Here is a 25,837-nt window from a genome sequence, read left to right on the forward strand (position 1 = left end):
ACTCAATCCATATAACCACATGACGAAATTGTAATTCCCCCATCACCTCGACGTTATCCGCAGTTTGCAACGATGTCACCCGGCGACCATGCCGGCGGGCCCTGCCCCGCCGAACAATAAAACCCACGCCGAAGCACGTTCCCGTTCTGCCGAACCCAAGGAGTGTTTGATGGTTAACCCTACAAAAATATCGATGGCCGCTTTAGCGGTGGTGGTCGGCGCCGGGCCGTCCATGGTGTTTGCAGAAGACAAACCCGAAGGCTTTGTCGAAGGCAGCAGCCTTACGCTGCTCAACCGCAATTTCTACTTCAATCGTGATCATCGCAATGGTCAGTCCAGCCCCACCGGCAACGGTTATTCCGAGGCTTGGGCGCATGCCGTGATCAGCAAGTTCGAATCCGGTTTCACCCAAGGCACCGTCGGAGTTGGGGTCGATGCGTTTGCGATGATTGGGCTGAAACTCGACACCGGTGACGGCCGTAATGGCGGGCGCAGTTCGTTTGATGTGTTGCCGGTCAACAGCGACGGCGAAGCGCGGGACGAATACACCAAGGTCGGCGGCGCCGCGAAAGTGCGGGCGTTCGATACGGTGATCAAGGTCGGTGATGTGTTCCCGGCTAACCCGGTGGTTGCGGCGGGTGACTCGCGCTTGTTGCCGGAAAGTTTTCGCGGGGTGACAGCGAGCAACACCAGCATTGAAGGTCTGTCGGTGCAGGGCGGTCGGTTGCACGCGATGAGCCAACCGGTGTCCAGCGACATGCGCGAGAACTTCGCGACCTTCTACGCAGGCCCGGTCAATTCGCCGTGGATCGCGTATGGCGGCGGTGATTATGCGCTGAACAAGAATCTCAGTTTCAGCCTGTACTCCAGTCGCCTGAAGGATGCGTGGAACCAGTATTACGCCGGCACCGCCTGGACCTATCCGCTCTCGGATGACCTATCGCTGTTCGGTGGCCTGAACTATTACAAGGCCATCGACGAGGGCAAACAACTGCTCGGCGAGTTCGACAACAACATCTGGAGCGGCCGCGTTGGCGTCAAGCTTGGTGCCCACTCCGTCGCCCTCTCCCACCAGCGCAACAACGGCAATGACGACTTCGATTACCTGCGCCAGTCCGATTCGATCTTCCTCGACAACTCGATCCAGTACAGCGACTTCAACTCGCCGAAAGAGCGTTCGTGGATGGTGCGCTATGACCTCGACATGAGCACTTATGGCGTACCCGGTCTGTCGTTCATGACCCGTTACGCACGCGGCACCGACGCTGATTATTCCAACGCTAACGCCGTGTATATGCGCCGCGATGCCGAGGGCAATCCGCTGACCGATCAGAAACGTTGGGAGCGCGATATCGAAGTCAAATACGTGGTGCAAAGCGGTTCGATGAAAGACCTGTCACTGCGCTTGCGCCAAGCCACAACCCGCGCCACGGCGTTCGAGTCGGATCTGGATGAAGTGCGGGTGATTGTCGAGTATCCGCTGGCGATTCTTTGATTGCGCGGTTGATGCAAATTCACCTTTAGAAGCTCCTTGCTCCTTTGGTAAGAGGTGAATCTTTTGGCGTCCTTCGGGGCGCTTTTTTTTGCTCTGCGTTTTGCCGTGGTTATGTATTCCAGGTTCAGGCCCGGCCCTCACCCTAACCCTCTCCCAGAGGTAGAGGGGACTGACCGCGCTGCTTAGTGGAAATACATCGACCTGAAAAACCGGGGCGTACTCTGGTTTTGAATGGCTCGAAAGCCTGTTCCCTTTCACCCTGGAGGAGAGGGGACAGACCTAGTTGGTTGTCGAAGATACATCGACCTGAAAAACCGAGGCGTACTCTGGTTTTGAATGGCTTGAAAGCCTGCTCCCTTCCCCCTCGCCCCATGGGTGAGAGGGGACTGACCGAGCTGGTTGTTGAAGATACATCGACCTGAAAAACCGAGGCGTACTCTGATTTTGAATGGCTTGAAGATCCGCTCCCTTTGATCTGGTCAAACGATACTGGACACGGTTATAGGGTTTAGGTCATTTCTCATGCTGCCAAGGCTTCCATTGCTACCGGAGTCCGATATCCGTTGTAACTGTGCAGCCTGATCCGATTGTAATAGTGGGTCAGGTAGCGCAACACATCGGTGCTGGCTTCGTCTTCGTTTCGGTAACCAGCCTTGGGTATCCATTCAGATTTCAAACTGCCAAAGAAACGTTCCATCGGAGCGTTATCCCAGCAGTTTCCCCGTCGACTCATGCTTTGTTTTATGCGCATGTCCGCCAGCGTTTCACGAAACACTTTACTGCTGTAATGACAGCCCTGATCCGAATGGAACATTAGGTTTTCAGGGCGTCCTCGCGACTCGAAAGCCATCTTTAACGCTCGACAGGTCAGAGCTGAATCCGGACTTCTGGACATCGCCCAGCCGACGATGCGGCGGGCATGCAGATCAAGTACAGCAGCCAGATAAACCCAGTAAGTACCGGCCCAAATGTAAGTCACGTCGCCACACCACACTCGATTGGGGGCCTCGACATTGAATTTACGCTCCAAATGATTGGGGGCGTATTGCGCCTCCGCACCGCTGGGTTTGTACCGATGCCTGCGCCGTTGCTGGCTCTTCAAACCGAGCTCGCGCATCAGGCTACGAGCCATGTAACGACCTACCGACTCTTTTTCGTTACACAGCGCTTTTGACAGGCTGCGCGCGCCCATTGAGCCGCGACTTTGCTCATGTAATTCGGCAGCCTTGATCTTTAGGCGATCGCGCCCGACATGCACTTTCGCCCGCTGTTTCAGACGCTCGTAATAACTGCTGCGGTTGATGCCAAACACGCCACACAACTCGGATCTTGGATATTGCTCGCTTAACTCCTCGACCAGCCTTACCGATCGAGGGAATCCGACATCAAGAGAGCTGTAGCCTTTTTTAAAATTTCCTTCTCGCGCTCAATCCGTCGAATTGTTGCTTCCAGTTCTTGGATGCGTTGTTGGTCAACGGTCATGGCCTTGGACTTCTCAGGCGTCTTGCCGCTGCGCTCCGCACGCAGTTGTTCAACCCAGCGGCGCAGAGCTGTAGGGCCCACGCCCATTGCTTCACAGGCTTCACTCACCGAATAGTCTTTATCCAAAACCAGGCAAGCCGCATCCCGTTTGAAATCTGTTGAAAAATATCGTCTGGTCAAATCACACCTCATCGTTGGGCGTAGATTAACGCCCTTTAGGGGTGTCCAGAATCATTAAGCCAGATCACTTCCCCCTCGCCCCCTCGGGGGAGAGGGCTGGGGTGAGGGGGCAGGATTTTGAGGTCAACGCAAAAACAACTGTTAAAAACTGGCCATTGATAACTACGCGTTTGGATCTACGTTATCCAGTGCCTTGTTCACCGCCAGTTCGCCAAGCATGACCACCTGCGCGATGCCGAGCAGGGTCTTGCGATGGGTGCCGCCCAGAAGCGCGACGAAGTCACCGAGCATCACCGTGGCAGAGGCCAGGGATTCGCTGGCGTTGGCCAGTAATGATTCGGTATCGGCTTTGGGATTGACGAGGAACATCTGGCTGGGGATGTATGGCGCGGACATGATGGCGGCTGAGGGTTTGAGGTGGAAATCGAGGGCGCGGTCGGCGGCTTCGTGGAGTTTTCGGGTGTCGACGGAGGCGTAAGGGGATGTTGAGTTCGCGTCGGGGATTGCGTCTGCTTCGGGGGGATTTGGGGTTGGCTTTTTCATAATGTTTTACTCAGCTTGAAGGTGGAGCTGGCCCTTTCGGTTCCACGCGAAAGGGTGGCAGCTGTACGCAGGTTGGAACCCGGGCAACTGAGCAAACCCGACAGACTCGAAGTCTCCCGCGCACAGCCGCCATAACGGAGTGCACACATGAAAGTGCGCAAGCATACGTCATGAACAGTGCGTCTTGCTTCAGTTGATCCGCAGGGTTCCAATCCCGATCGCTGAATTGGCAGCGACCCACACAGGCTAGAGAGCGGACGTCCGACGGACAACCTGAAAACATTGTGGGAAGGTTCCGGACTTCTCACACAACCTTTAAACATCACGAATTGAAATACGCAGCGTGATATTGCAATTCGGCCCCTGTAGGAGCTGCCGAAGGCTGCGATCTTTTGATCTTGATCTTGATCTTGAAAATCAAAGTCAAAAGATCGCAGCCTTCGGCAGCTCCTACACGGGACCGCGTTTCGCCGTGAAGGATTCAGCTCCCGCCGTTTCGACACACGCCCATCACGCTGTACTTGATGGTGTTGAGCTGACCTTTGGAGTCCTCATATGTCATGGCGGTCGGCACGACATTGCACGCCGCCTGCGGCTTCACCACGCTCACCACTTTGACCACGTCCAGCTTCATTCCGTATTCGTAATCCTTCACCACCGGCGGCGCTTTGCCCTGGTTGGCGGCGTACTGTTCCATGGCTTTGCTGTTGGCGCTGAGCGCGCGTTCAAAGGTGCGGTCACCACCGCCTTCGGCCAGCACGTTCGCAGACATCGCCATTACGCCGACGAACGCGATCCACTTGAGCATGTTCATATCCATTTCCTTCCCGTCCCGGCTTGAAAAAAAAGCCCGGCATCGATGCGCGATGAAGGGCTTGTTCAGGTGCAGCAGGCTTACAGGTCGCGGGTTTTGTCGTCTTTCTTGTCAGTGACGACAACCGGGTTGCCGGCGGCTTTTTCCTTGGCGACGAACAGTTCCATGGAGCGGTCGTTGCTGGTCATCATCCGCTCGAATGTGCGGTCGCCGCCGCCTTCTGCCAACGCTACGGAAGAGATCGCCAGAGCGGCTGCGAAGGCAGTGAGTTGGGTAAGTTTCATCGTTGATTCCTCGTTTAAGTAACTGACGGGATCAAGGTAACAATCCGAACCTATCGTGACGGTGGCGGGGAAATTACATATCCGTTATGTGCCCGGCACTCTCCTGAAGCCGAACACAAAACCTGTAGGAGTGAGCCTGCTCGCGATAGCGGTGGGTCAGTCAATGTAGATCTGACTGATAGACCGCTATCGCGAGCAGGCTCACTCCTACAGAGGGGATTACCTATTTAGTTGGAACGGCGTCCTCATCCCGGCGATGGGCGAGTTGGTAGAGCGCCGGCAAGATCAGCAGCGTGAGGATCGTGGAAGACAGAATCCCGCCGATCACCACGGTCGCCAGCGGACGCTGCACCTCCGCGCCGGTGCCGGTCGCAAGCGCCATCGGGATGAAGCCCAGCGACGCCACCAGTGCTGTCATTAACACTGGCCGCAAACGAGTGAGAGCACCTTCGTGAATGGCGTCCGAAAGCGACCGCCCCTCCTCGCGCAAATTACGAATAAACGCAATCATCACCAAGCCGTTCAACACCGCCACCCCGGACAACGCGATAAACCCGACCCCCGCCGAAATCGACAGCGGAATATCCCGCAACCACAGCGCCATCACCCCGCCGGTCAAGGCAAACGGAATCCCGGTAAACACCAGCAAGCCATCCTTCAGGTTGTTGAACATCATGAACAACAACCCGAACACCAACAGCAACGCTACCGGCACCACAATCTGCAAGCGCTTGGCCGCCGATTGCAGTTGCTCGAACTGCCCGCCCCAACTGGTCCAGTAACCGGCAGGGACCTGCACGTCACGTTCGATCACTTCGCCGGCCTCGCTGACAAATGAGCCGATATCACGCCCGCGCACGTTGGCACTGACGATCACCAGTCGCTTGCCGTTCTCGCGGCTGACCTGATTCGGCCCGAGCACCAGGTCGAGGCTGGCGACGTCTTGCAGCGCGATGAAGCCGATCTGATTCGCAGCGCCACTCAGTGCCGGCACTGGGATCAGCAGTGCCGACAAGCCGTCGATGTCCTTGCGCATGGCATCTGACAAGCGCACGACCATGTCGAAACGCCGATCGCCCTCATACAACGTCCCGGCCTGACGCCCGCCGACCGCAACGGCAATGGTGTCCTGCACATCACCGACGTTGAGTCCGTAACGCGCGGCTTTATCGCGATCGATGTTGATGGTCAGCACCGGCAACCCGGTAGTCTGCTCGACCTTCACTTCGGATGCGCCGTTGACCTTCTGCATGGCAGCAGCGATTTTCGCAGCGGTGGCGTTGAGCACGTCCATGTCATCACCAAACACCTTGACCGCGACGTCGCTGCGCACGCCGGAGATCAGCTCGTTGAAACGCAACTGGATCGGCTGCGACAGTTCATAGTTGCTGCCCGGCAGCGTCGCGGCGGCGGCTTGCAGTTCGGCCATCAGGGTTTCGCGGGACTTGCCTGGGTCCGGCCACTGGTCCTTGGGTTTGAGCATCACGTAGCTGTCAGAGATGTTCGGCGGCATCGGATCCGAGGCGATTTCGGCCGTGCCTGTGCGGGCAAACACGCGCTCGACTTCCGGCACTTTCGCCAGAATCAACGTCTCCAGGCGCTGCTGCATATCCACCGATTGCGTCAGGCTAGTGCCCGGCACGCGCAGCGCTTGCAGGGCAAAATCCCCTTCGCTGAGGCTCGGCACAAACTCGCTGCCCATGCGACTGGTGAGCATACCGCTGAGCACAATCACACCCAACGCCGCGCCCACTGCGATTGCGCGATGGGACATGACCCAGGCCAGCGCCGGCGCATAAACGCGACGTGCGCCACGCATCACCGCGCCCTCTTCTTCCTTGACCTTGCCCGTGACGAACAGCGCAATCGCCGCCGGCACAAAGGTCACCGACAACAGCATCGCGCCAAGCAAAGCGATGACCACGGTAAACGCCATCGGGTGAAACATTTTCCCTTCGACACCACTCAACGCGAAGATCGGCAGGTACACCACCATGATGATCAACTGGCCGAAAATCAGCGGTCGCCGCGCCTCTTTCGCTGCGGCAAAGACTTCCTTGAAACGCTCGGCACGGGTCAGCAAACGTCCGTGATGCTGCTGCGCATGGGCCAGTCGACGCAGGGTGTTTTCAACGATCACCACCGCGCCGTCGACGATGATGCCGAAGTCGAGCGCACCCAGGCTCATCAGGTTGGCGCTGACCTTGTTGCTGAACATGCCGGTAAAGGTGAACAGCATCGACAGCGGAATCACCATCGCGGTAATCAGCGCCGCGCGGATATTGCCGAGGAACAGAAACAGAATCGCGATCACCAGAATCGCGCCTTCGATGAGGTTCTTTTTCACCGTGGCGATGGCTTTATCGACCAGGTGCGTGCGGTCGTACACCGGCACGGCGATCACGCCTTGCGGCAAGGATTTGTTGATTTGTTCGAGTTTGCTGGCGACCGCTTGCGAGACTGTGCGGCTGTTCTCGCCGATCAACATGAACACCGTGCCGAGCACCACTTCAGCCCCGTTTTCCGTGGCCGCGCCGCTGCGCAATTCGCGGCCGATTTCCACTGTCGCGACGTTCTTCACCCGGATCGGCGTGCCGTCAACGTTGGCCATGACAATGTTGGCGATGTCCTCGGTGCTCGCCACTTGCCCAGGCGCGCGAATCAGCAATTGCTCGCCGCTGCGCTCGATGTAACCGGCGCCGACGTTGGCGTTGTTGCGCTCCAGCGCGGTGACCAGATCGGTGAGGGTCAGCTTGTACGCGGCCAGGCGTTTCGGGTCCGGAGCGATCTGATATTCCTTGGCGAAACCGCCGATGGTGTTGATCTCGGCGACGCCCGGCACGTTGCGCAATTGCGGCTTGATGATCCAGTCCTGAATCACCCGCAGGTCGGTCGGCGTGTAGGCTGTGCCGTCGTCCTTGAGTGCGCCCTCCTTGGCTTCCACTGTCCATAAAAAGATCTCGCCGAGGCCGGTGGAAATCGGCCCCATCACCGCTTCGGCGCCTTCGGGCAATTGCTCCTTGGCGATCTGCAGACGCTCGTTGACCAATTGCCGGGCGAAGAACAGGTCGGTGCCGTCCTTGAAGATCACCGTGACTTGCGACAGGCCCGAGCGCGACAGCGAACGGGTCTGTTCAAGTGCCGGCAAACCGGCCATCGCGGTTTCAATCGGAAAGGTGATGCGCTGCTCGGTTTCCAGCGGCGAGAACCCGGCGGCGCCGGTGTTGATTTGCACCTGGACGTTGGTGATGTCGGGCACGGCGTCGATCGGCAGTTTTTGATAACTGGCGATGCCGAGGCCGGCCATGAGCAGAACGGCGAGCAGCACGATGATGCGCTGCTCGATGGCAAACTGGATCAGGCGTTCGAACATGGGATTCTTCCGGATCAGTGGCTGTGCTCGGCTGAGGCTTTGCCCAGCTCCGACTTGAGGACGAAGCTGCCGGCGCTGGCGACTTGCGCGCCCGGTTCCAGCCCTTGTGTGATTTCCACATGGCCGGCTGCGCGGCTGCCCAGCTCAACCGCGCGCGCTTCGAAACCGTCGTCGGTACGCACGAACACCGTGGATTTGTCCTCGACGGTCTGGATCGCAGATTCCGGTACGGCGACTTTCGCTTCGCGGCTGTCAGTGGCGACCAGCGCGGTGACGAACAGGCCGGGACGCCACGAGCCTTGTGGGTTTTCCAGGGTGACGCGGACGGTCGCGGTGCGGGTTTGTTCGCCGAGCAAGCTGCCGACGTAAGCCACGCTGCCGACCACTTCTGCGTTGAGTTCCGGGGCGCTGACGGTGACCGCTTTGCCTACTTGAACCTTGTTCAGATCCTTCGGTGACACGCCGAACGTCACCCACACTCGCGACAGATCCGAGAGGGTGAACGCCGCGGTACTTTCATCAACGACCTCGCCCGGCGTCAGGTGTTTCTCCACCACCACGCCGTCGAACGGTGCGCGCAATTCGTAGCGGTTGCCGCCAGTGGCGACCACGCTGCCGCTGAGCACGCTGATCTTTTGCCGCGCATTGCTCACGGCGATTTCGGCTTCTTGCAGTGCCTGGCGCGCCTGGAGGAAATCCTGCTCGGCGGAGATCTTGTCCTGCCAGAGCTTTTTCTCGCGCTCATAGGTGGTGCGCGCCAAGGCCAAACGACGTTGCGCGGCAGCTTGCTCACTGCGTTGATCAGATATCTGCTGACTGGCGATCACCGCCAGCAACTGACCCTTCTTCACCGTCTGCCCGAGGTTGACCGCCACCGTCTCGACCACGCCCGGAACGCGCGGTACAACGTGGGCGGTGCGGTCTTCGTCGAAGCGCACTTCGCCGGGGAACGGCAGGCCGCGGCTGATGTTTTGCGGTTTTGCCTCGGCCAGTTGAATGCCGGCAGCACTGATCTGCTCCGCACTCAATTCGATGTGCCCCTCTTCGGCATGGTCAGCCGCTGCACCCTCTTCGGCGTGATCGGCATGCTCAGAAGTCTCGTCGGCATGCGCGTCGATGCTTGCGTTACCTGACCACTGCGAGCCGATACCAATGCCCAGCGCCAACGTCGCCACCGCGACAATCATCAATTTTTTATCCATGGAAACTCCTCTGCGCCGAGCCATCGCGCAGTTGTCTGAAAAGTGAAATTCAACGGCTGACGCTGAGGTCGCCGAAGATCCGTTCGATGCGTACGCGGGCGTCGGTGGCTTCGCTGACGGCCTGGATGTATTGGCTGCGAGCGCTGATCAAGGTGCGTTGCGCGTCGAGCACATCGAGAAAGCCGAACTTGCCCATTTCGAAACCGCGCGTGGCGCTGTCGACCGCACTTTGCGCGGCGGGCAGGATGGTCTGGTTGAACGCAGTGACTTCGCCGTTGGCGGTCTGCCATTGCTCAAGGCTGGTCTGGACTTCCGTGCGCAATCGCAGCTCGGTGGCGTTGCGCAGATCCCGCGCCTGATCGGTTCGGCGCGCGGCCGCGAGCACGTTGCCCTGATTGCGGTTGAACAGCGGAATCGGCATCGACAGCCCGACCACATTGACCCGTTCGCGCTCGGTTTCGCTGTACTGGCTGCCGATGCTCACGGTGAGATCGGGAATGCGCTGGGACTTTTCCAGGCCCAGCGATGCTTCGCGCTGATCGATCTGCAACTTGGCCAGACGCAGTTCGGCAGTCTCGTTCAAACTCTCGAGCAATCTTGTCGGTGGGGGTACGGCCGGCATGCTTTGCGTGAGCGCCTGCACCTTGGTCGACGTCGGCAATGCCGCGCCCATGACTTGCGCCAATTGTTGGTACGCGGTGGCCTGATCGCGCTCTGCCCGGCTCAGTTCAAGGCGCACTTCCGAAAGCTGCACTTGCGCCCGCGTGCCTTCGACCGGCGACGATTTACCCGCCTCGATCCGTCCTTGCGCCACCCGCAAACCGTGCTCGGCCAATTGCAGGGATTGACGCGACAGCTGCAAGCGTTGCTGCGCGGTTTGCGCACTGTTGAACGCCTGAATCACATCGGCACGCAAGGCATTGCGCTTGCGCTCCAGTTCGATGCCGGCCGCGTCTTGCGCACGACTGGCGACATCGATGCGTGCACCGCGTTTGCCGCCCAGTTCGATCGGCTGACTGAGCATCACCGTGGTCGTGCGCGACTCGCGGCGAGTGTCTTCGGCCTCCCACGACACTTCAGGGTTAGGGATCAGCCCGGCCTGTTGCCGATCGCCTTGGGCGATGCCGATTTCCCATTGCGCGGCGGCCAGTTCCGGGTTGCCGGCAAAGGCGCTTTGCAGGGCTTGATCCAGGGTCAGGGTCGAGGCACTCGCCAGGCCGGCGCTGGCCAACAACACCAGGCCGCTGACTGTTTTTTTCAGGCGTGATTGCGCCGTCAGTTCTATTAAACCGGGCAATGGAAGTCTTCCTTTATTCAAGAATCTCGGATGCCGCCACGGTAGGGTTTTGAACTTATCGACAAGGTGACTGGAACATTACAAATCCGTTATCCACGGTTTACCGAAGTTGTTTTGTTCTAGGATGCGAAGTGCAAATGGCGTTATCGAAATACATGGAAACAAAAACACGGTAGTTATCTGCTGAACAGCACTTGCCGTAAGTGAACTCAAGAGAATTTGGTGGTCAGCACTGCGACCTACTGTCGCAGAACACTGATCTAAAGCGCTTGGGCGTTGACCCTGTAGCCGCTACAACCTTTATTGTCCGCACTCCCCTCACCCCAGCCCTCTCCCGGGGGGAGAGGGAGCCGACCGAAGTGTCTGGCGTTATTTATCGACCTGTTACATCAAGTTGATTATGGATTCAGTAACGTTCTTTCACGTCGGCGTAGTTCTGAAATATCCCACGCTCAGTCCCCTCTCCCTCCGGGAGAGGGTTAGGGTGAGAGCCTTTTAAATTAAATACCCATTAAATATAAGTGGTGAAAGATCATGCGAATCCTTGTCGTCGAGGACGAGCTTAAAGCTGCCGAATACTTGCATCAGGGTTTGACCGAAAGTGGTTATGTCGTTGACCACGCCGCCACCGGTGCCGATGGCCTGCACCTGGCGCAACAACAAGCCTATGACCTGATTATTCTCGATGTGAACCTGCCGGAACTCGACGGCTGGGGTGTGCTGGAACAGTTGCGTCGCACCCATTCGACGCGGGTGATGATGCTGACGGCGCGCGGGCGTCTGGCCGACAAGATTCGCGGCCTCGATCTGGGTGCCGACGATTATCTGGTCAAGCCGTTCGAGTTTCCCGAACTGCTGGCGCGGGTGCGCACCTTGATGCGTCGTAGCGAAAATATCCCGGTGCCGCAGGTGCTGAAAGTCGCTGATTTGGAGCTCGATCCGGGCCGCCATCGCGCGTTTCGCGGACAACAGCGTATTGACCTGACCACCAAGGAGTTCGCCCTGCTGCATCTGCTGATGCGCCAGTCCGGCGAAGTGCTGACGCGCACACAAATCATCTCGTTGGTGTGGGACATGAATTTCGACTGCGACACCAACGTGGTCGAAGTGTCGATCCGCCGCTTGCGGGCGAAGATCGACGACCCTTTCGACAGCAAGTTGATCCACACCCTGCGCGGTGTCGGCTATGTGCTGGAGGCGCGGGAATGAAACCCTCCAGCCTGTCGATGCGCCTCGGTTTGACGGTGAGTATTCTCGGCGCGCTATTGGTGGTGTTTCTGGCGATCCTTGCCTATTTCGCGTTGACCCATGAGCTGAATTCGCTTGCCAGAGACAGCCTGGAAAAGAAGATGGCGCAGGTCGAACACAGCCTGTCGTTGTACGTCGATGCCAATGAAATCACCGGCAAGCCGCATATTCTGCTCGATCAGGTGATGGGGCATGACAACCTGACGCTGACCATTTATGACCGCCTCAATCGGCGCTCGCCGCTGCTCAAGTCCGGCTCGGGATTGAGCGATCCGCGCGTCGAATTGAAAGCGGTGCGCGCCACCACCGATCAACTGACCTACAGCGACAGCACCGACGCTGATGGCAAGAAATTCCTCACCGCCTCGAAACTGATTCGCCTCAAGGACAGCAGCAGCGTGCCGGTGCTGCTGTCAGTGGATAACGCCCACGATGAGGCGCTGCTAAGCGCCTATCTGCGCTCGACGCTGATTGCCTTGCCGTTGTTGCTGGTGTTTATCGGTCTGACCGCTTGGGGCGCGGTGCAGCGTGGTTTGGCGCCGCTGCGCGAGTTTCGCAAAGTGGCGGCGATGGTCTCGACCCAGGATCTGGAACACCGGCTGTCCGTGGTGAACATGCCGCAGGAACTGAGTGAACTGGCGCAGGGCATCAACTTCATGCTGCATCGGCTCGATGCCGGGGTGCAGCAGTTGTCGCAGTTCTCTGATGACTTGGCGCATGAGCTGCGTACGCCAATCAATAACCTGATGGGCAAGGCGCAGGTGACCTTGTCCCGCGAGCGCACGACCGAGGAATACAAGGACGTGCTGGTGTCGTGCACCGAGGAACTGGAGCGCGTGGCGCGGATTGTCTCGGACATGTTGTTTCTCGCGCAGGTCAGTCATCCGTCGGCGCTGGCGCCGTTTGAAGCGGTGGCGCTGGAGGTTGAGGCGGCGAAGGTCGCGGAGATGTTTTCGTTGTCGGCGCAGGATAAGGATATTCATTTGAATGTCATTGGCAGCGCACAGGTGATGGGCGATCGGTTAATGATTCAGCGGGCTATTTCCAATCTGCTGTCCAACGCGCTTCGTCATTGCCCGAACGGGAAAACCGTGACGCTGCTGATCGAACAGAGTGCGACGCAGGCATCCCTGCTGGTCAGCAACCCCGGCGCCGGGATTGAAGCGCAACACCTGCCACATCTGTTCGACCGCTTCTACCGCGTCGACAGCAGCCGCTCGCGCTCGCAGGGCAGCACCGGATTGGGGCTCGCAATCGTGCGCTCGATCATGAGCCTGCATCAGGGTGTGGCGGAGGTTAAGAGTTTGCCGGGGGCGATGACGGTGTTCCGCCTCGGTTTCCCTGCGGTGCCATCAACGGCCCCATCGCTTGCAGGCAAGCTCCCACAGTGATTTGCGGGGTACCCGAATCTTGTGAACACTAAAAAAACCTGTGGGAGCCTGGCTTGCCAGCGATGGCGGCGGGTCAGTCGATATTTTTGTACGATTTTTTACCGATTTGCTCCCGTCCCCACACAAACGCCGAAAGCTCTCGCCGCAACCTCCGTTTTGTCCTACAGCCAGTTTTGAGCAGATGGCTCTATGGTGGAGGCCTTGGCAGATGGAATACCGACGAGAGGCAAAAAATGAACAGGGATATCGTTTGCGAATGGGCTGAAGAGGTGTATGAATTGGCAGCGCTGAAATATTCTGGCTATATTTGTCCAGAATACAGGAGTGAGCTGATGATCATCGTTCCGCTGGCTGAAGCCAAAAATAATTTATCCAAACTCGTCGATGATGCCGCTGCTGGCCAGGTCATCACGATTGCCAAGCATGGCCGGCCGATGGCTCGCCTCGTTCCCGTAGGAAAACCCAGCGCTCAACGTATTGGCGCAATGAAAGGCAAACTGGTGTTACCGGACGATTTCGACTCACCATTGCCCGATGACATGCTTGATGCATTTGAGGGCACTCAAGCATGAGGCTTCTGCTCGACACGCACATTTTGCTCTGGACGCTCAGTGATGACGCCAGACTGTCCGGCAAAGCCAGAAAACTGATTGAGAACGCCGCCGAAATCTACATCAGCGCCGCCACCTTCTGGGAAATGGCGATCAAGGTCGGGCTCGGCAAGCTGAATGTTGATCTGGAAGAAGTCCGCCAATATTGTCTCGACAGTGGCTTTATCGAACTGCCAGTGACTGCAGAGCACGCCATCGCCGTGAAGGATCTTGAGCACCATCATCGCGATCCGTTTGACCGCATTATCGTGGCCACAGCAATGACCGAACCGATGAAGTTGCTCACAGCCGATGCTTTGGTTGCTCGGTACACCGATCTGGCTGTTTTAGTCTAATCACCTCCCCTGAACCTGTGGGAACCAGCCTGCTGACGACGGCGGCGGGTCAGTCGATATCTTTTTCGTATGACACACCGCTATCGCGAGCAGGCGAAGGCCTACAGAGGTTTGCGGCGTACACCGCATCTGTGAACGATGCAAAAAACTGTAGGCCTTCGCCTGCTCGCGATAGCAATGGCAAAGGCAGCAAAAAAAACGGCACCTTGCGGTGCCGTTCGCCTTTCACAGTTCAGCTTTTACTTCCGAGCATCCGCCCATGATTTCAGCAGTTCGTTGTAGCTCACGGTCTCGCCCTTCGGCTTCTCGTTCGCCAGTTTCGGCTTCGGTGCGCCCGGTTGATCGAACCAGTACTGAGCATCGCGCTCCGGATTCATCTTCGGTGCGCAAGTGGCCTGAGCCTTTGAGCGTTCCAGACGCGTCATGATCGCGTCCTGATCTTTCGCCAACCCATCCAGCGCTTGCTGCGGAGTCTTCTCGCCGCTGGCCGCTTCGGCGATGTGGCTCCACCACAATTGCGCCAGACGCGGATAGTCCGGCACGTTGGTGCCGGTCGGGGTCCATTGCACGCGGGCCGGGCTGCGATAGAACTCGACCAGACCGCCAAGTTTCGGCGCCAGGTCAGTCATCGCTTGCGAGTTGATGTCCGACTCACGAATCGGCGTCAGGCCGACGATGGTTTTCTTCAGCGACACGGTTTTCGAGGTGACGAACTGCGCATACAGCCACGCCGCGAGCTTCTGTTTCTCAGGTGTGGACTTCATGAACGTCCACGAGCCCACGTCCTGATAACCAAGCTTCATGCCCTCTTCCCAATACGGCCCGCGTGGCGACGGCGCCATCCGCCATTTCGGCGTGCCGTCGGCGTTGACCACCGGCAGGCCCAGCTTGGTCATGTCGGCGGTGAACGCGGTGTACCAGAAGATTTGCTGCGCAATGTTGCCCTGCGACGGCACCGGACCGGATTCGGAGAAGGTCATGCCCGCCGCTTCCGGTGGCGCGTACTTCTTCAGCCAGTCGACATACTTGGTGGTGGCGAACACCGCCGCCGGGCCGTTGGTGTCGCCGCCACGGGTCACGCTGGAGCCGACCGGGTGGCAGTCCTCGACGCGAATCCCCCACTCGTCCACCGGCAAACCGTTGGGCAACCCTTTGTCGCCGCCACCGGCCATGGAGAACCAGGCATCGGTGAAGCGCCAGCCCAGCGACGGGTCTTTCTTGCCGTAGTCCATGTGCCCGTAAACGCGTTTACCGTCGATCTCCTTGACGTCTTCGCTGAAGAATTTGGCGATGTCTTCATAAGCCGACCAGTTCACCGGCACGCCCAATTCGTAGCCGTACTTTTCCTTGAACTTGGCTTTCAGATCGGCGCGTTCGAACCAGTCGGCGCGGAACCAATAGAGGTTGGCGAATTGCTGGTCGGGAAGTTGATAGATCTTGCCGTCCGGCGCGGTGGTGAACGAGATGCCGATGAAGTCCTTGATGTCGAGGGTTGGCGAGGTGAAGTTCTTGCCTTCGTTGGCCATCAGGTCGGTGATCGATTCGGTCTTGCCGTAGCGAAAGTGCGTACCGATCAGGTCCGAGTCGTTGACCCAGCCGTCATAGATATTCTTGTCCGACTGCATCACCGTCTGCATTTTCTCGACCACGTCGCCTTCTTGCAGCAGGTCGTGGGTGAGCTTGATCCCGGTAATTTCGCTGAACGCCTTGGCGAGCACTTTCGACTCGTATTCGTGGGTGGTCAGGGTCTCGGAAACGACCTTGATGTCCATGCCGCGAAACGGCTCGGCCGCTTTGATGAACCACTTCAACTCTTCGAGTTGCTGCTCGGCCGTCAGGGTCGACGGTTTGAATTCACTGCCGATCCATTTTTTCGCCGCGTCTTCGTAGGCATCCGCCCACGCGGCGGCGCTCAAACCGCTGAGTGCCAGCATGGCTGCCAATGAAATGCTATGTCGCAGCTTATTGTTTTTGTCGAACATAGAGACCTCCTGTTTAAGTTGTGGAGCCGCGTTGCCGAACGACTCGACTAGCCCCAACGCATCACAGCCAACAGCCACACCAGGGACAACGCGGACGCTACCCAGATGCTCCAGTCGGTGGCGCCGATCACCAGCAAATGCAGGTAGGCGCTGCCGAGAAGACCGATAAACAAACGATCGCCACGGGTGGTGGCAATCGGCAGAAAACCTCGCCGCAGGATGCTCGGCGAGCGCAATTCCCACGTCGTCATGCCGACCAGAATCAGGCCGATGACGATGAAGAATGCTGCGGTAGGCGTGGTCCAGCTCATCCATTCCATCATCAGCTCCTCAGACCCGACCGAGGGCAAAGCCCTTGGCCACGTGGTTGCGAACAAACCAGATCACCAGCATGCCCGGCAGGATGGTCAACACCCCCGCCGCTGCCAGCACGCCCCAATCGATACCCGAGGCCGACACCGTGCGCGTCATCACCGCCGCAATCGGCTTGGCGTTTACCGAGGTCAACGTGCGCGCGAGCAGCAGTTCGACCCAGGAAAACATGAAGCAGAAAAACGCCGTGACGCCAATGCCGGAACCGATCAGCGGGATGAAAATCTTTACGAAGAACTTGGGAAAACTGTAGCCGTCGATGTAGGCGGTTTCGTCGATTTCCTTCGGCACGCCGGACATGAAGCCCTCCAGAATCCACACCGCCAGCGGCACGTTGAACAGGCAATGCGCCAAGGCTACGGCGATGTGCGTGTCGAACAGACCAATCGACGAATACAACTGGAAGAACGGCAGTAGAAACACCGCCGGCGGCGCCATGCGGTTGGTCAGCAGCCAGAAGAACAGGTGCTTGTCGCCGAGAAAACGGTAGCGCGAAAACGCATAGGCCGCCGGCAACGCCACGCTCAGCGAGATCACCGTGTTCAGGCTGACGTAATACAGCGAGTTCAGATAACCGGTGTACCAGCTCGGATCGGTAAAGATCACCTTGTAGTTCGCCAGCGTGAAGTCCTGTGGGAAAAGCGTAAGGCCGCCAAGGATTTCGGTGTTGCTCTTGAACGACATGTTCAGCAGCCAGTAGATGGGCACCAGCAGGAACAGGATGTACACCAGCAACGGAATAAGCTTTCTTTTGCTCATGGCCGGGCCTCAGCGGTTGGCGTCGGAGTGCGTCATGGCGGTGTAGAACAGCCAGGACACCAACAGGATGATCAGGAAGTACACCAGCGAAAACGCCGCTGCCGGACCGAGGTCGAATTGCCCTACGGCCATCTGGGTCAGCGTCTGACTCAAGAAAGTCGTGGCGTTGCCCGGCCCGCCGCCGGTGAGCACGAACGGCTCGGTGTAAATCATGAAGCTGTCCATGAAGCGCAGCATCACCGCGATCAGCAGTACGCTCTTCAACTTGGGCAACTGAATGTGCCTGAACACCGCCCAGGCCGAGGCGCGGTCGATCCGCGCGGCCTGGTAATACACGTCGGGAATTGCGCGCAAACCGGAGAAACACAGCAGCGCCACCAATGAAGTCCAGTGCCAGACGTCCATCACCAGCACCGTCACCCAGGCGTCCATGGTGTTTGCCGCGTAGTTGTAGCTGATGCCCATCGCGTTGAGGCTCGAACCCAGTAGACCGATGTCGGCACGGCCGAAAATCTGCCAGATGGTGCCGACCACGTTCCACGGGATCAGCAGCGGAATCGCCAGAATGATCAGCACCACCGACGACCAGCGGCCCTTGGTTGGCATCGTCAGCGCAACGGCAATACCCAGCGGAATTTCAATCAGCAACACGCACGCCGAATAGATGAACTGACGCAGCAGCGAGTCGTGCAAACGCGGATCGAGCAGCACTTGTTTGTACCAGTCGGCGCCGACGAAGTAGCGGCTGGACTGGTCGAAGATGTCCTGCACCGAATAGTTGACCACGGTCATCATCGGGATCACCGCACTGAATGCCACCAGCAGGAACACCGGCAATACCAGCCACCAGGCCTTGTTGTTCTGCACCTTGTTCATGGCTGCACCTCTTCATCGGCTTCAAGCAGAAACTCATCGGCATAGACCATCAGCCACTGCGCCGGAAAACTGATGTACGCCGTACCCTGGGGCACCGGTTTGTCTTCGGCCAGACGCACTTTCAGCGGTGCACCGTCGAGGTCGAGGGTCATGATCTTGTAGGTGCCGAGGTCTTCGACGTGTACGACCTTTGCCTGCATCGCGTCATCAAACGGCTCGTCCCACACGTGAATAAACTCGGGGCGGATGCCGACCTTCAGATTTTTCCACTGGCCGTGTTCGATATGTCGCTGCATCGCGTCAGACAGCGGCAGATGCGTCGAGGCGAAACCGACGCCGCCGGGTTGTGGCTGCACGTCGATCAGGTTCATCCCGGGGCTGCCGATGAAATAACCGACAAAAGTATGGCTCGGCCGCTCAAACAGTTCCCGAGGCGTGCCGAACTGGACGATCTGGCCGCCGTACATCACCGCAATCTTATCGGCGAAGGTCGAGGCCTCCAGCTGATCGTGGGTGACGTAGACCATGGTGATGTTGAACTGCTCGTGGATCTGCTTGAGCTTGCGTCGCAATTTCCATTTCAGGTGCGGGTCGATCACCGTCAGCGGTTCGTCGAAGAGGATCGCCGAAACGTCGTCGCGGACCAGACCCCGGCCCATCGAGACTTTCTGTTTTTCGTCAGCGGTGAGGTTGCGCGCCTTCTTGCTCAGGAGGTTTTGCAGGTCGAGGACTTCGGCGATTTCCTGCACCTTGCTGTGCACTTTCGCCTCGGCCATGCCCTGATTGCGCAGGGGAAAAGCGAGGTTATCGAACACGGTCATGGTGTCGTAGACCACCGGGAACTGGAAAACCTGGGCGATGTTGCGCTTCTCCGGCGTCAGGTCGTTGACCGCTTTGCCGTCGAACAACACGTGGCCCTGCGAGGGGCTGAGCAGGCCGGAAATGATGTTGAGCAAGGTCGACTTGCCGCAACCCGACGGCCCGAGCAAGGCGTAGGCACCGCCCTGCTCCCAGACGTGATCCATCTCGCGGATCGCGTAATCCTCCGCGCCGCTGGGGGTTTTGCTGTAACTGTGGGCGAGGTGCTGCAAACGGATTTCGGCCATCAGGCAACCCTCGCGACACGCCGGCCCGGTGCTTGCACCAGCCGGCCCTGCGCATCGAAAACAAACAGTTTGTGGGTCGGGATGTAAATGCGGATCGGCGCATCGACGTCGTATTCGTGAACGCCGGGCAGGTGCAGCACCAGCAGGAAATGCTCGTTGCGCACGTGCAGGAAGGTTTCCGAACCGCTGATCTCGGCGACTTCGACGGTCACTGCCAATTCCAGATCGTCATCGTTGCTCGGCACCAGCGAGATATGGCTGGGGCGCACGCCAAAACGAAACTCGCCCTCACCCACCGGGCGCAGATCGACGTTCAACGGGAAGTGCACAAAATTGGCGAAACTGACTTCGTTGCCAGCGATACGACCGGGCATCAGGTTGATCGGTGGCTCGGAGAACAATTCGGCGGCGAGCACGGTTTGCGGCTGGTGATAGACCGAAGTCGACGGGCCGCTCTGAATCACCCGGCCCTCGTGAAGAATGGTCGTGGTGCCGCCGAGTGCCAGCGCTTCGTTGGGTTCGGTAGTGGCGTAGATCGCGATGGTGTGGCGCGCCTTGAACAGCTCGCGCATTTCCTGGCGCAGCTCTTCGCGCAGTTTGTAGTCGAGGTTGACCAGCGGCTCATCGAACAGGATCAGCTCGGCATCCTTGACCAGCGCACGGGCCATGGCGGTGCGTTGCTGTTGACCGCCGGACAGCTCCAGCGGATAGCGCTGCAGAAACTTCTCGATGCGCAGCATCTTCGCGGTTTCCTGCACTTTGCTGTGGATGATCTCTTTCGACACACCGGCCTGACGCAGCGGCGAGGCGATGTTTTCGAACACGGTCATCGTCGGGTAGTTGATGAACTGCTGATAGACCATCGACACGTTGCGCAGACGCACCGGACGTTGGGTAACGTCGACGCCGTTCATCAGGATGCGGCCGCTGTCCGGTTTGTCCAGACCGGCCATTAAACGCATGAGGCTGGTTTTGCCGGACAGCGTGCGGCCGAGCAAAACGTTGAAAGAACCAGGTTCGAATTTCAGGCACGCATCGTCGATCCAGATCTGGCCCTCGACGGTACGGCTGACGTGCTCCAGGGTGAGTGACATGGCTCGGCCTTTTTATTATTGGAGTCAAGCGACCTGTGCACGGGAGCGAGTTTCGTGCCAGAAATGGCAAGTGATTGATTTGTCGCGAAAATCGTTGAAAGCGCGGAGAACAGGCGTTCATTGCTGAACACATTTGAACAGTTGGCCGATTGACAATGAACAATAGTGAACAACACTCTATGAACGCTTTTTGCCCGATCTCGTAAACACGGAAGATCCCTGTAGGAGTGAGCCTGCTCGCGATAGCGGTGTGTCAGTCAATGCAAATCCGTCTGATAGACCGCTATCGCGAGCAGGCTCACTCCTACAGGGATCTGTGCAGGTTTCGAAGATCGGGTTCATAACAACAATAAAAATCGCTGCATCAGAGGCCCACTGCCATGGCCGCACCTGCCCCGCCGCTGTCCCACGACGCGATCGTCCAGACTTCCTGGCAACGTTGCCGCGCGTTCGGTCTCGACCACCAAAGCACGCCAGCCTTCGATCAACTGCCCGCCGCCGGCATCGCGCAGTTGCTCGACAGCCACCATTCACTGGTGCAGACCACGCACCAGGAAGTCCTGCCCTATTACGAAAACATCCTCAGCAATTCCAACTGCCTGATCATGCTTGCCGACAATCAGGGCCAGGTGCTGACCTCGTGGGGCACGCAACGCTTTATCGAGCCGAATCTGGCCCGGGGGTTTCAGGCTGGGGCGAGCTGGATGGAGCGCTGCAGCGGCACCAATGCGATCGGCACGGCGCTGGCTTGCGAGCAAGCGGTGCATATCGAGCACGATGAACACTTTCTGAAAGCCAACCGTTTCATGACTGGTTCCGCTGCGCCGATTTTTGACGCTGAGCGCAAGGTGATCGCGGTGCTCGATGTGTCCAGCGACAGCTACCTGCCGCCCTCGCACACTTTGGGCATGGTCAAGATGATGAGCCAGACAGTGGAGAACCGGCTGATCCTCAACCTGTTCCATGGCCAGCACTTTCAACTGACCTTCAACACCGGGTTGAACAACCTCGACAGTCAGTGGGCCGGGTTGTTGATCTTTGATGAGAGCGGTCAGGTGCTGTCGGCCAATCGCCGGGCGGACAATTTGCTCGGCGTGCGCTTGTCGCGGGTCAGCGTTGAAAGCCTGTTCAAGGTGTCACTGCTGGAGTTGATCAATCAGCCCGATGGGTTGCCGTTTGCCTTGCAGACGTCCGGGCGTAACCGTTTTCAATGTTTGTTGAAGCGGCCGAAACAGGCGCCAATTCAGCCTCGGGTGTTTGCCGAACCGAAAAGCATTGAAGTGCCATTAAAACCACCCGCGGGCGCTATCAGCCTCAGCACCCTGCACTTCGGCGACAGTCGCGTGGAGAAAGCTGTGCGCCAGGCTGAGCGTTTGCTGGAGAAAGACATTCCGCTGCTGATCCATGGCGAAACCGGTGTCGGCAAAGAGGTCTTCGTCAAAGCTCTGCATCAGGCCAGCTCGCGCAGCAAACAGGCGTTTATCGCCGTCAACTGCGCGGCGATCCCCGCCGAACTGGTGGAATCCGAATTATTCGGTTACGAGAAAGGCGCGTTCACTGGCGCGAATCAGAAAGGCAGCATCGGACTGATTCGCAAGGCTGACAGAGGCACGTTATTCCTCGATGAAATCGGCGATATGCCGTTGCCGACGCAGGCGCGGTTGTTGCGGGTGCTGCAGGAACGTTGCGTGCAACCGGTGGGCAGCAGCGAGTTGTTTGCGGTGGATTTGCGGATCATTTCGGCGACTAACCGCTCTTTGCGTGAACAAGTGCAGTTGGGGCGGTTTCGTGAGGATTTGTATTACCGCATTGGTGGATTGACGCTGGAGCTGCCGCCATTGCGAGAGCGCAGTGATAAAGAGGCGTTGTTTAAACGGTTGTGGGAACAGCATCGCGAGCCGACGCAGTGGGCGGGATTGAGTCAGGAGGTGCTGGAGTTGTTCAGCCGTCATCCGTGGCCGGGGAATTTACGTCAGGTCAGTAGCGTGATGCAGGTGGCGTTGGCGATGGCTGAGGAGCAGCCGGTGAGGCTGGAGCATTTGCCGGATGATTTTTTTGTTGATCTGGAGATGGAGCCGGTGGAGAGCGCGGCGCCGCTGGGGGTTGATTTGAATGATGTGGAAGCGTTGAACCGGGAGTTGAAAGCGGCCGGGGGGAATATTTCGCACCTGGCGCGACGGTTGGGGGTGAGTCGGAATACGCTTTACAAGCGGTTGCGGCAGATTGAAGGTTGAGTGAACCGCCCTTTCCCTCATCGGAACGCCGCCCGCCCATCCCTCTCCCGGAGGGAGAGGGAGCTGACCGAGGTGTATGGCGCCGGACATCGACCTGAAAGATCGTGGCGATTATGGATTCGGCGCAAATCGCTCAGGTCGGTGTATTTCCTGAACATCCCCCATTCAGTCCCCTCTCCTGGGGGAGAGGGCTAGGGTGAGGGCGAAAATTCCGGCTCAACATGCGCAACCGAAGCCGCCTCCAATGTGCGCAATCCCACCATCACAACAACCACCATCATGATCCCAGCGCCAATGGCCACGCCAAACCCCGCCCGCGCGCCCCACGCATCAATCACCAGCCCCGCCAGCATGCCGCCCAGCGCAACGCCAATGCTGATACCGGTGGTCATCCACGTCAGCCCTTCGGTGATCCGCGACGGCGGGATGATGATCGTCCCCAGCTTCATGACCACCACCATCGTCGGCGCAAACGAGATGCCGGCAATAAACAGCGTCGCTGAAAGGACATAAACGTCCGTGGCAAAAATGGGCAGCACGCCAGTGAACGCCGTGACCAATATCCCGATCAGGAACTGTTTTTCGATCGCCAGGGAAACCCTCATCGCGCCAAACGTCAGGCCCGCCACCAGTGAGCCGAACGCATAGGCCGCGAGGATGAAGGTCGCCGCCCCCGGCCAGCCTTGCGCATTGGCGAAGGCGACAACAGCGACATCGATTGCTCCGCCAATGACCCCCATCGCTAACAACGCGAGGACAATGGTGCGCACGCCGGGGATCAGCAAGGTTGAGCCGCTATGGCTGGCGTGACCGACGACAACCTTCGGCTCTGTCTGGCGTTGCAGCAGAAACGCCGTGACCCCGACAGCCAACAGCCCGACCGCAACCAGCGGCCCGGCTTCGGCGAAAAAGCTCACACTCAAACCAATCGCCAGTGGCGGGCCGATGATGTAGGCGAGTTCGGTCAATACGGTGTCCAGCGAGAACGCCGTGTGCAACTGCGGCTTGCCCCGGAACAACTGCGACCATCGCGCGCGGATCATCGATGGCATGCTCGGCATCGTCCCCGCCAATGCTGCCAGAACAAACAGCAAGCCGGCAGGTGCGCGCCAATAAACAGCGATGATCAGGGCCAGCAACATGGCAATGCTGAACGCCGTGACGACAGGTAGCACGCGGCTCTGGCCATGCTGATCAACCAGTCTGGAGATGTGCGGGCCGAGCAACGCATTGGCCAGGGTGAAAGTACCGGCGACTGCGCCGGCCAGCCAGTACACCCCGGTTTGCTGCACCAGCATGGTGATGATGCCGATGCCGATCATTGCCTGCGGCAAGCGTGCAATGGAACTCGCGAGCACTAGCCCGGTGGCGCCGGGGGTGGTTAGCAGTTCGCGGTAGTGATTGGCCATGGTGTCTCCATTCGATATTCGTCGCCGCTCAGCATCCGGCTGAACGCGTTGCCGACATCAAGACCTACGCGAACGTCAAAAGCAACCCTCACCCCAGCCCTCTCCCAGGGGGAGAGGGAGCTGACCGAAGTGTCTGGCGTTGTGCATCGACCTGAAAAACCGAGTTGATTATGGATTCGGCAAAAATCGCTCAGGTCGATGTATTTCTTGAGCATCCCCCATTTAGTCCCCTCTCCCTCTGGGAGAGGGTTAGGGTGAGGGGCTTTTCTGGCGGCCAAACAAAAACCCGCACAAGGCGGGTTTTGTTGATCGTTCCCACGCTCCGCGTGGGAATGCAGCCTGGGACGCTCCGCGTCCCTGATCTCAGTCAGCCAGACGCCAGGTAGTCCCACCCTTGCCGTCTTCCAGCACAACACCCATCGCCGTCAGCTGATCACGAATCCGATCCGACTCAGCCCAATCCTTCCCGGCCCGCGCCGCCAGACGCGCCGCAATCAGTGCATCAACCTCTGCCGCATCGACACGCCCTTCAGCGCCCGCCTGCAGGAAGTCATCCGCCTCCAACTGCAACACACCCAACACGCTCGCCAGCTCTTTCAGACGCGCCGCCAGACCTGCCGCTGCATCAAGATCGCTCTCACGCAGACGGTTGATCTCACGCACCATCTCAAACAGCACGGCGCAGGCTTCCGGCGTGCCGAAGTCGTCGTTCATCACCGTGGTGAAACGCTCGACGAAGGCTTCGCCGCCCGCCGGCGCCACAGTCGGCAGGCCTTTCAACGCGTGGTAGAAACGCTCGAGGGCGCCTTTGGCGTCCTTGAGGTTGTCTTCCGAGTAGTTGATCGCGCTGCGGTAGTGGCTCGACACCAGCAAGTAACGCACGACTTCCGGGTGATACTTTTCCAGCACGTCGCGAATGGTGAAGAAGTTGTTCAAGGACTTGGACATCTTCTCGCCATTGATGCGGATCATGCCGCAATGCATCCACGCGTTGGCGTAGGTCTTGCCGGTGGCCGCTTCGCTCTGGGCGATTTCGTTTTCGTGGTGCGGGAACTCGAGGTCGCTGCCGCCGCCATGAATGTCGAACGTCTCGCCGAGGCAGCAGGTGGACATCACCGAGCACTCGATGTGCCAGCCCGGACGCCCGGCGCCCCACGGCGATTCCCAGCTTGGCTCGCCCGGCTTGGCGGCTTTCCACAGCACGAAATCCAGCGGGTCCTGTTTCGACTCGTCGACTTCGATGCGCGCGCCGATGCGCAGGTCTTCGATTTTCTTGCGCGACAGCTTGCCGTAGCCCATGAACTTGGCGACGCGGTAGTACACGTCACCGTTGCCCGGGGCGTAGGCGTAACCTATGTCGATCAAGGTCTGGATCATCGCGTGCATGCCCGGAATGTGATCCGTAGCGCGCGGTTCCATGTCCGGCTTCTTGATGTTCAGGCGCGCTTCATCTTCGTGCATCGCCGCGATCATACGCTCGGTCAACGCTTCGAACGATTCACCGTTCTCGTTGGCCCGGTTGATGATCTTGTCGTCGATGTCGGTGATGTTGCGCACGTAGGTCAGGTCGTAACCGCTGAACCGCAACCAGCGGGTCACCAGGTCGAACGCGACCATGCTGCGGCCGTGGCCAAGGTGGCAGTAGTCGTACACGGTCATCCCGCAGACGTACATGCGCACCTTGTTGCCATCCAGCGGCTTGAAGACTTCTTTGCTCTTGGTGAGCGTGTTGTAGATCGTTAGCACGTTA

The 25,837-nt window shown here is 58.7% G+C and carries 21 protein-coding genes; 6 read left to right on the forward strand and 15 right to left on the reverse strand.

Annotated features, from left to right (window positions below; translation table 11 throughout):
* Nucleotides 1–169 precede the first annotated feature (169 nt).
* On the forward strand, nucleotides 170–1,495 hold the full coding sequence (locus J0G10_RS19265; protein ID WP_220556482.1) for an OprD family porin: 1,326 nt from the start codon (nucleotides 170–172) through the stop codon (nucleotides 1,493–1,495).
* Nucleotides 1,496–2,015: 520 nt separating this feature from the next.
* Here J0G10_RS19265 and J0G10_RS19270 read toward each other — a convergent pair.
* From J0G10_RS19270 to J0G10_RS19300, 7 genes are all read right to left on the reverse strand, one after another.
* A protein-coding gene (locus J0G10_RS19270) for an IS3 family transposase (protein WP_320413737.1) occupies nucleotides 2,016–3,169 on the reverse strand; the annotation gives its coding sequence in 2 pieces (ribosomal slippage) (nucleotides 2,016–2,896 and nucleotides 2,896–3,169; 1,155 coding nt in all).
* A gap of 150 nt (nucleotides 3,170–3,319) precedes the next feature.
* The gene (locus J0G10_RS19275) at nucleotides 3,320–3,700 is read right to left on the reverse strand and encodes a DUF6124 family protein (protein WP_220556483.1); all 381 of its coding nucleotides are present in this window, start codon (nucleotides 3,698–3,700) and stop codon (nucleotides 3,320–3,322) included.
* 481 nt (nucleotides 3,701–4,181) lie between these two features.
* Nucleotides 4,182–4,514, reverse strand: a complete 333-nt coding sequence (locus tag J0G10_RS19280; protein ID WP_220556484.1) for a DUF2790 domain-containing protein — start codon at nucleotides 4,512–4,514, stop codon at nucleotides 4,182–4,184.
* 80 nt (nucleotides 4,515–4,594) lie between these two features.
* Nucleotides 4,595–4,798, reverse strand: a complete 204-nt coding sequence (locus tag J0G10_RS19285; RefSeq protein WP_220556485.1) for a co-regulatory protein PtrA N-terminal domain-containing protein — start codon at nucleotides 4,796–4,798, stop codon at nucleotides 4,595–4,597.
* A 223-nt stretch (nucleotides 4,799–5,021) separates the two neighbouring features.
* A complete protein-coding gene (locus tag J0G10_RS19290; protein ID WP_220556486.1) occupies nucleotides 5,022–8,171 on the reverse strand; it encodes a CusA/CzcA family heavy metal efflux RND transporter in 3,150 nt (1,049 codons plus the stop codon).
* Between the two features lie 14 nt (nucleotides 8,172–8,185).
* On the reverse strand, nucleotides 8,186–9,373 hold the full coding sequence (locus J0G10_RS19295; protein WP_220556487.1) for an efflux RND transporter periplasmic adaptor subunit: 1,188 nt from the start codon (nucleotides 9,371–9,373) through the stop codon (nucleotides 8,186–8,188).
* Between the two features lie 49 nt (nucleotides 9,374–9,422).
* Nucleotides 9,423–10,670 carry a TolC family protein gene (locus J0G10_RS19300; RefSeq protein ID WP_220556488.1) on the reverse strand — a complete coding sequence of 416 codons (1,248 nt, stop codon included), beginning with the start codon at nucleotides 10,668–10,670 and terminating at the stop codon, nucleotides 9,423–9,425.
* A gap of 534 nt (nucleotides 10,671–11,204) precedes the next feature.
* Between J0G10_RS19300 and J0G10_RS19305 the strand changes: the two genes are divergently transcribed.
* The 4 genes from J0G10_RS19305 to J0G10_RS19320 all read left to right on the forward strand — a co-directional run bounded on the left by J0G10_RS19305 (nucleotide 11,205) and on the right by J0G10_RS19320 (nucleotide 14,255).
* Nucleotides 11,205–11,879, forward strand: a complete 675-nt coding sequence (locus tag J0G10_RS19305; protein ID WP_095048087.1) for a heavy metal response regulator transcription factor — start codon at nucleotides 11,205–11,207, stop codon at nucleotides 11,877–11,879.
* Entirely contained in the window at nucleotides 11,876–13,309 is a 1,434-nt protein-coding gene (locus tag J0G10_RS19310) for a heavy metal sensor histidine kinase (protein WP_220556489.1), read from the forward strand. The genes J0G10_RS19305 and J0G10_RS19310 overlap by 4 nt, the downstream gene beginning before the upstream one ends.
* Nucleotides 13,310–13,542: 233 nt before the next feature.
* Nucleotides 13,543–13,881 (forward strand): type II toxin-antitoxin system Phd/YefM family antitoxin, encoded by a 339-nt coding sequence (locus tag J0G10_RS19315; RefSeq protein WP_245397987.1) that lies wholly within the window; start codon nucleotides 13,543–13,545, stop codon nucleotides 13,879–13,881.
* Nucleotides 13,878–14,255, forward strand: coding sequence for a type II toxin-antitoxin system VapC family toxin (locus J0G10_RS19320; RefSeq protein ID WP_008083738.1), 378 nt, complete (start codon nucleotides 13,878–13,880; stop codon nucleotides 14,253–14,255). The genes J0G10_RS19315 and J0G10_RS19320 overlap by 4 nt, the downstream gene beginning before the upstream one ends.
* Before the next feature lie 239 nt (nucleotides 14,256–14,494).
* On the opposite strand, the gene J0G10_RS19325 is transcribed toward J0G10_RS19320, so the two are convergent.
* Genes J0G10_RS19325 through J0G10_RS19350 form a run of 6 tightly spaced genes read right to left on the reverse strand, consistent with a single transcriptional unit; the run spans nucleotide 14,495 to nucleotide 20,444 of the window.
* Complete coding sequence (locus tag J0G10_RS19325) at nucleotides 14,495–16,237, reverse strand: ABC transporter substrate-binding protein (RefSeq protein ID WP_220556490.1); 1,743 nt, start codon at nucleotides 16,235–16,237, stop codon at nucleotides 14,495–14,497.
* Nucleotides 16,238–16,284: 47 nt separating this feature from the next.
* Nucleotides 16,285–16,557, reverse strand: coding sequence for a DUF2160 domain-containing protein (locus tag J0G10_RS19330; protein ID WP_007912485.1), 273 nt, complete (start codon nucleotides 16,555–16,557; stop codon nucleotides 16,285–16,287).
* A gap of 10 nt (nucleotides 16,558–16,567) precedes the next feature.
* On the reverse strand, nucleotides 16,568–17,368 hold the full coding sequence (locus tag J0G10_RS19335) for a carbohydrate ABC transporter permease (protein WP_003192012.1): 801 nt from the start codon (nucleotides 17,366–17,368) through the stop codon (nucleotides 16,568–16,570).
* Nucleotides 17,369–17,377: 9 nt separating this feature from the next.
* Nucleotides 17,378–18,244 carry a carbohydrate ABC transporter permease gene (locus J0G10_RS19340; protein ID WP_007912484.1) on the reverse strand — a complete coding sequence of 289 codons (867 nt, stop codon included), beginning with the start codon at nucleotides 18,242–18,244 and terminating at the stop codon, nucleotides 17,378–17,380.
* Nucleotides 18,241–19,350, reverse strand: a complete 1,110-nt coding sequence (locus tag J0G10_RS19345) for an ABC transporter ATP-binding protein (protein WP_095124483.1) — start codon at nucleotides 19,348–19,350, stop codon at nucleotides 18,241–18,243. Before J0G10_RS19345 ends, J0G10_RS19340 begins: the two co-directional genes overlap by 4 nt.
* A complete protein-coding gene (locus J0G10_RS19350) occupies nucleotides 19,350–20,444 on the reverse strand; it encodes an ABC transporter ATP-binding protein (RefSeq protein ID WP_093434228.1) in 1,095 nt (364 codons plus the stop codon). The genes J0G10_RS19345 and J0G10_RS19350 overlap by 1 nt, the downstream gene beginning before the upstream one ends.
* Nucleotides 20,445–20,824: 380 nt before the next feature.
* Here J0G10_RS19350 and J0G10_RS19355 point away from each other — a divergent pair, with 380 nt between their 5' ends.
* The gene (locus J0G10_RS19355) at nucleotides 20,825–22,678 is read left to right on the forward strand and encodes a sigma-54-dependent Fis family transcriptional regulator (RefSeq protein WP_095048093.1); all 1,854 of its coding nucleotides are present in this window, start codon (nucleotides 20,825–20,827) and stop codon (nucleotides 22,676–22,678) included.
* A gap of 191 nt (nucleotides 22,679–22,869) precedes the next feature.
* Here J0G10_RS19355 and J0G10_RS19360 read toward each other — a convergent pair whose 3' ends face one another.
* Nucleotides 22,870–24,087, reverse strand: coding sequence for an MFS transporter (locus tag J0G10_RS19360; RefSeq protein WP_220556491.1), 1,218 nt, complete (start codon nucleotides 24,085–24,087; stop codon nucleotides 22,870–22,872).
* Between the two features lie 363 nt (nucleotides 24,088–24,450).
* Nucleotides 24,451–25,833: a cysteine--tRNA ligase gene (gene cysS, locus J0G10_RS19365; protein ID WP_220556492.1), complete on the reverse strand. Its 1,383-nt coding sequence runs from the start codon at nucleotides 25,831–25,833 to the stop codon at nucleotides 24,451–24,453.
* Nucleotides 25,834–25,837: the final 4 nt, after the last annotated feature.

The organism is Pseudomonas germanica (assembly GCF_019614655.1).
Classification (GTDB): Bacteria; Pseudomonadota; Gammaproteobacteria; order Pseudomonadales; family Pseudomonadaceae; genus Aquipseudomonas; species Aquipseudomonas neuropathica.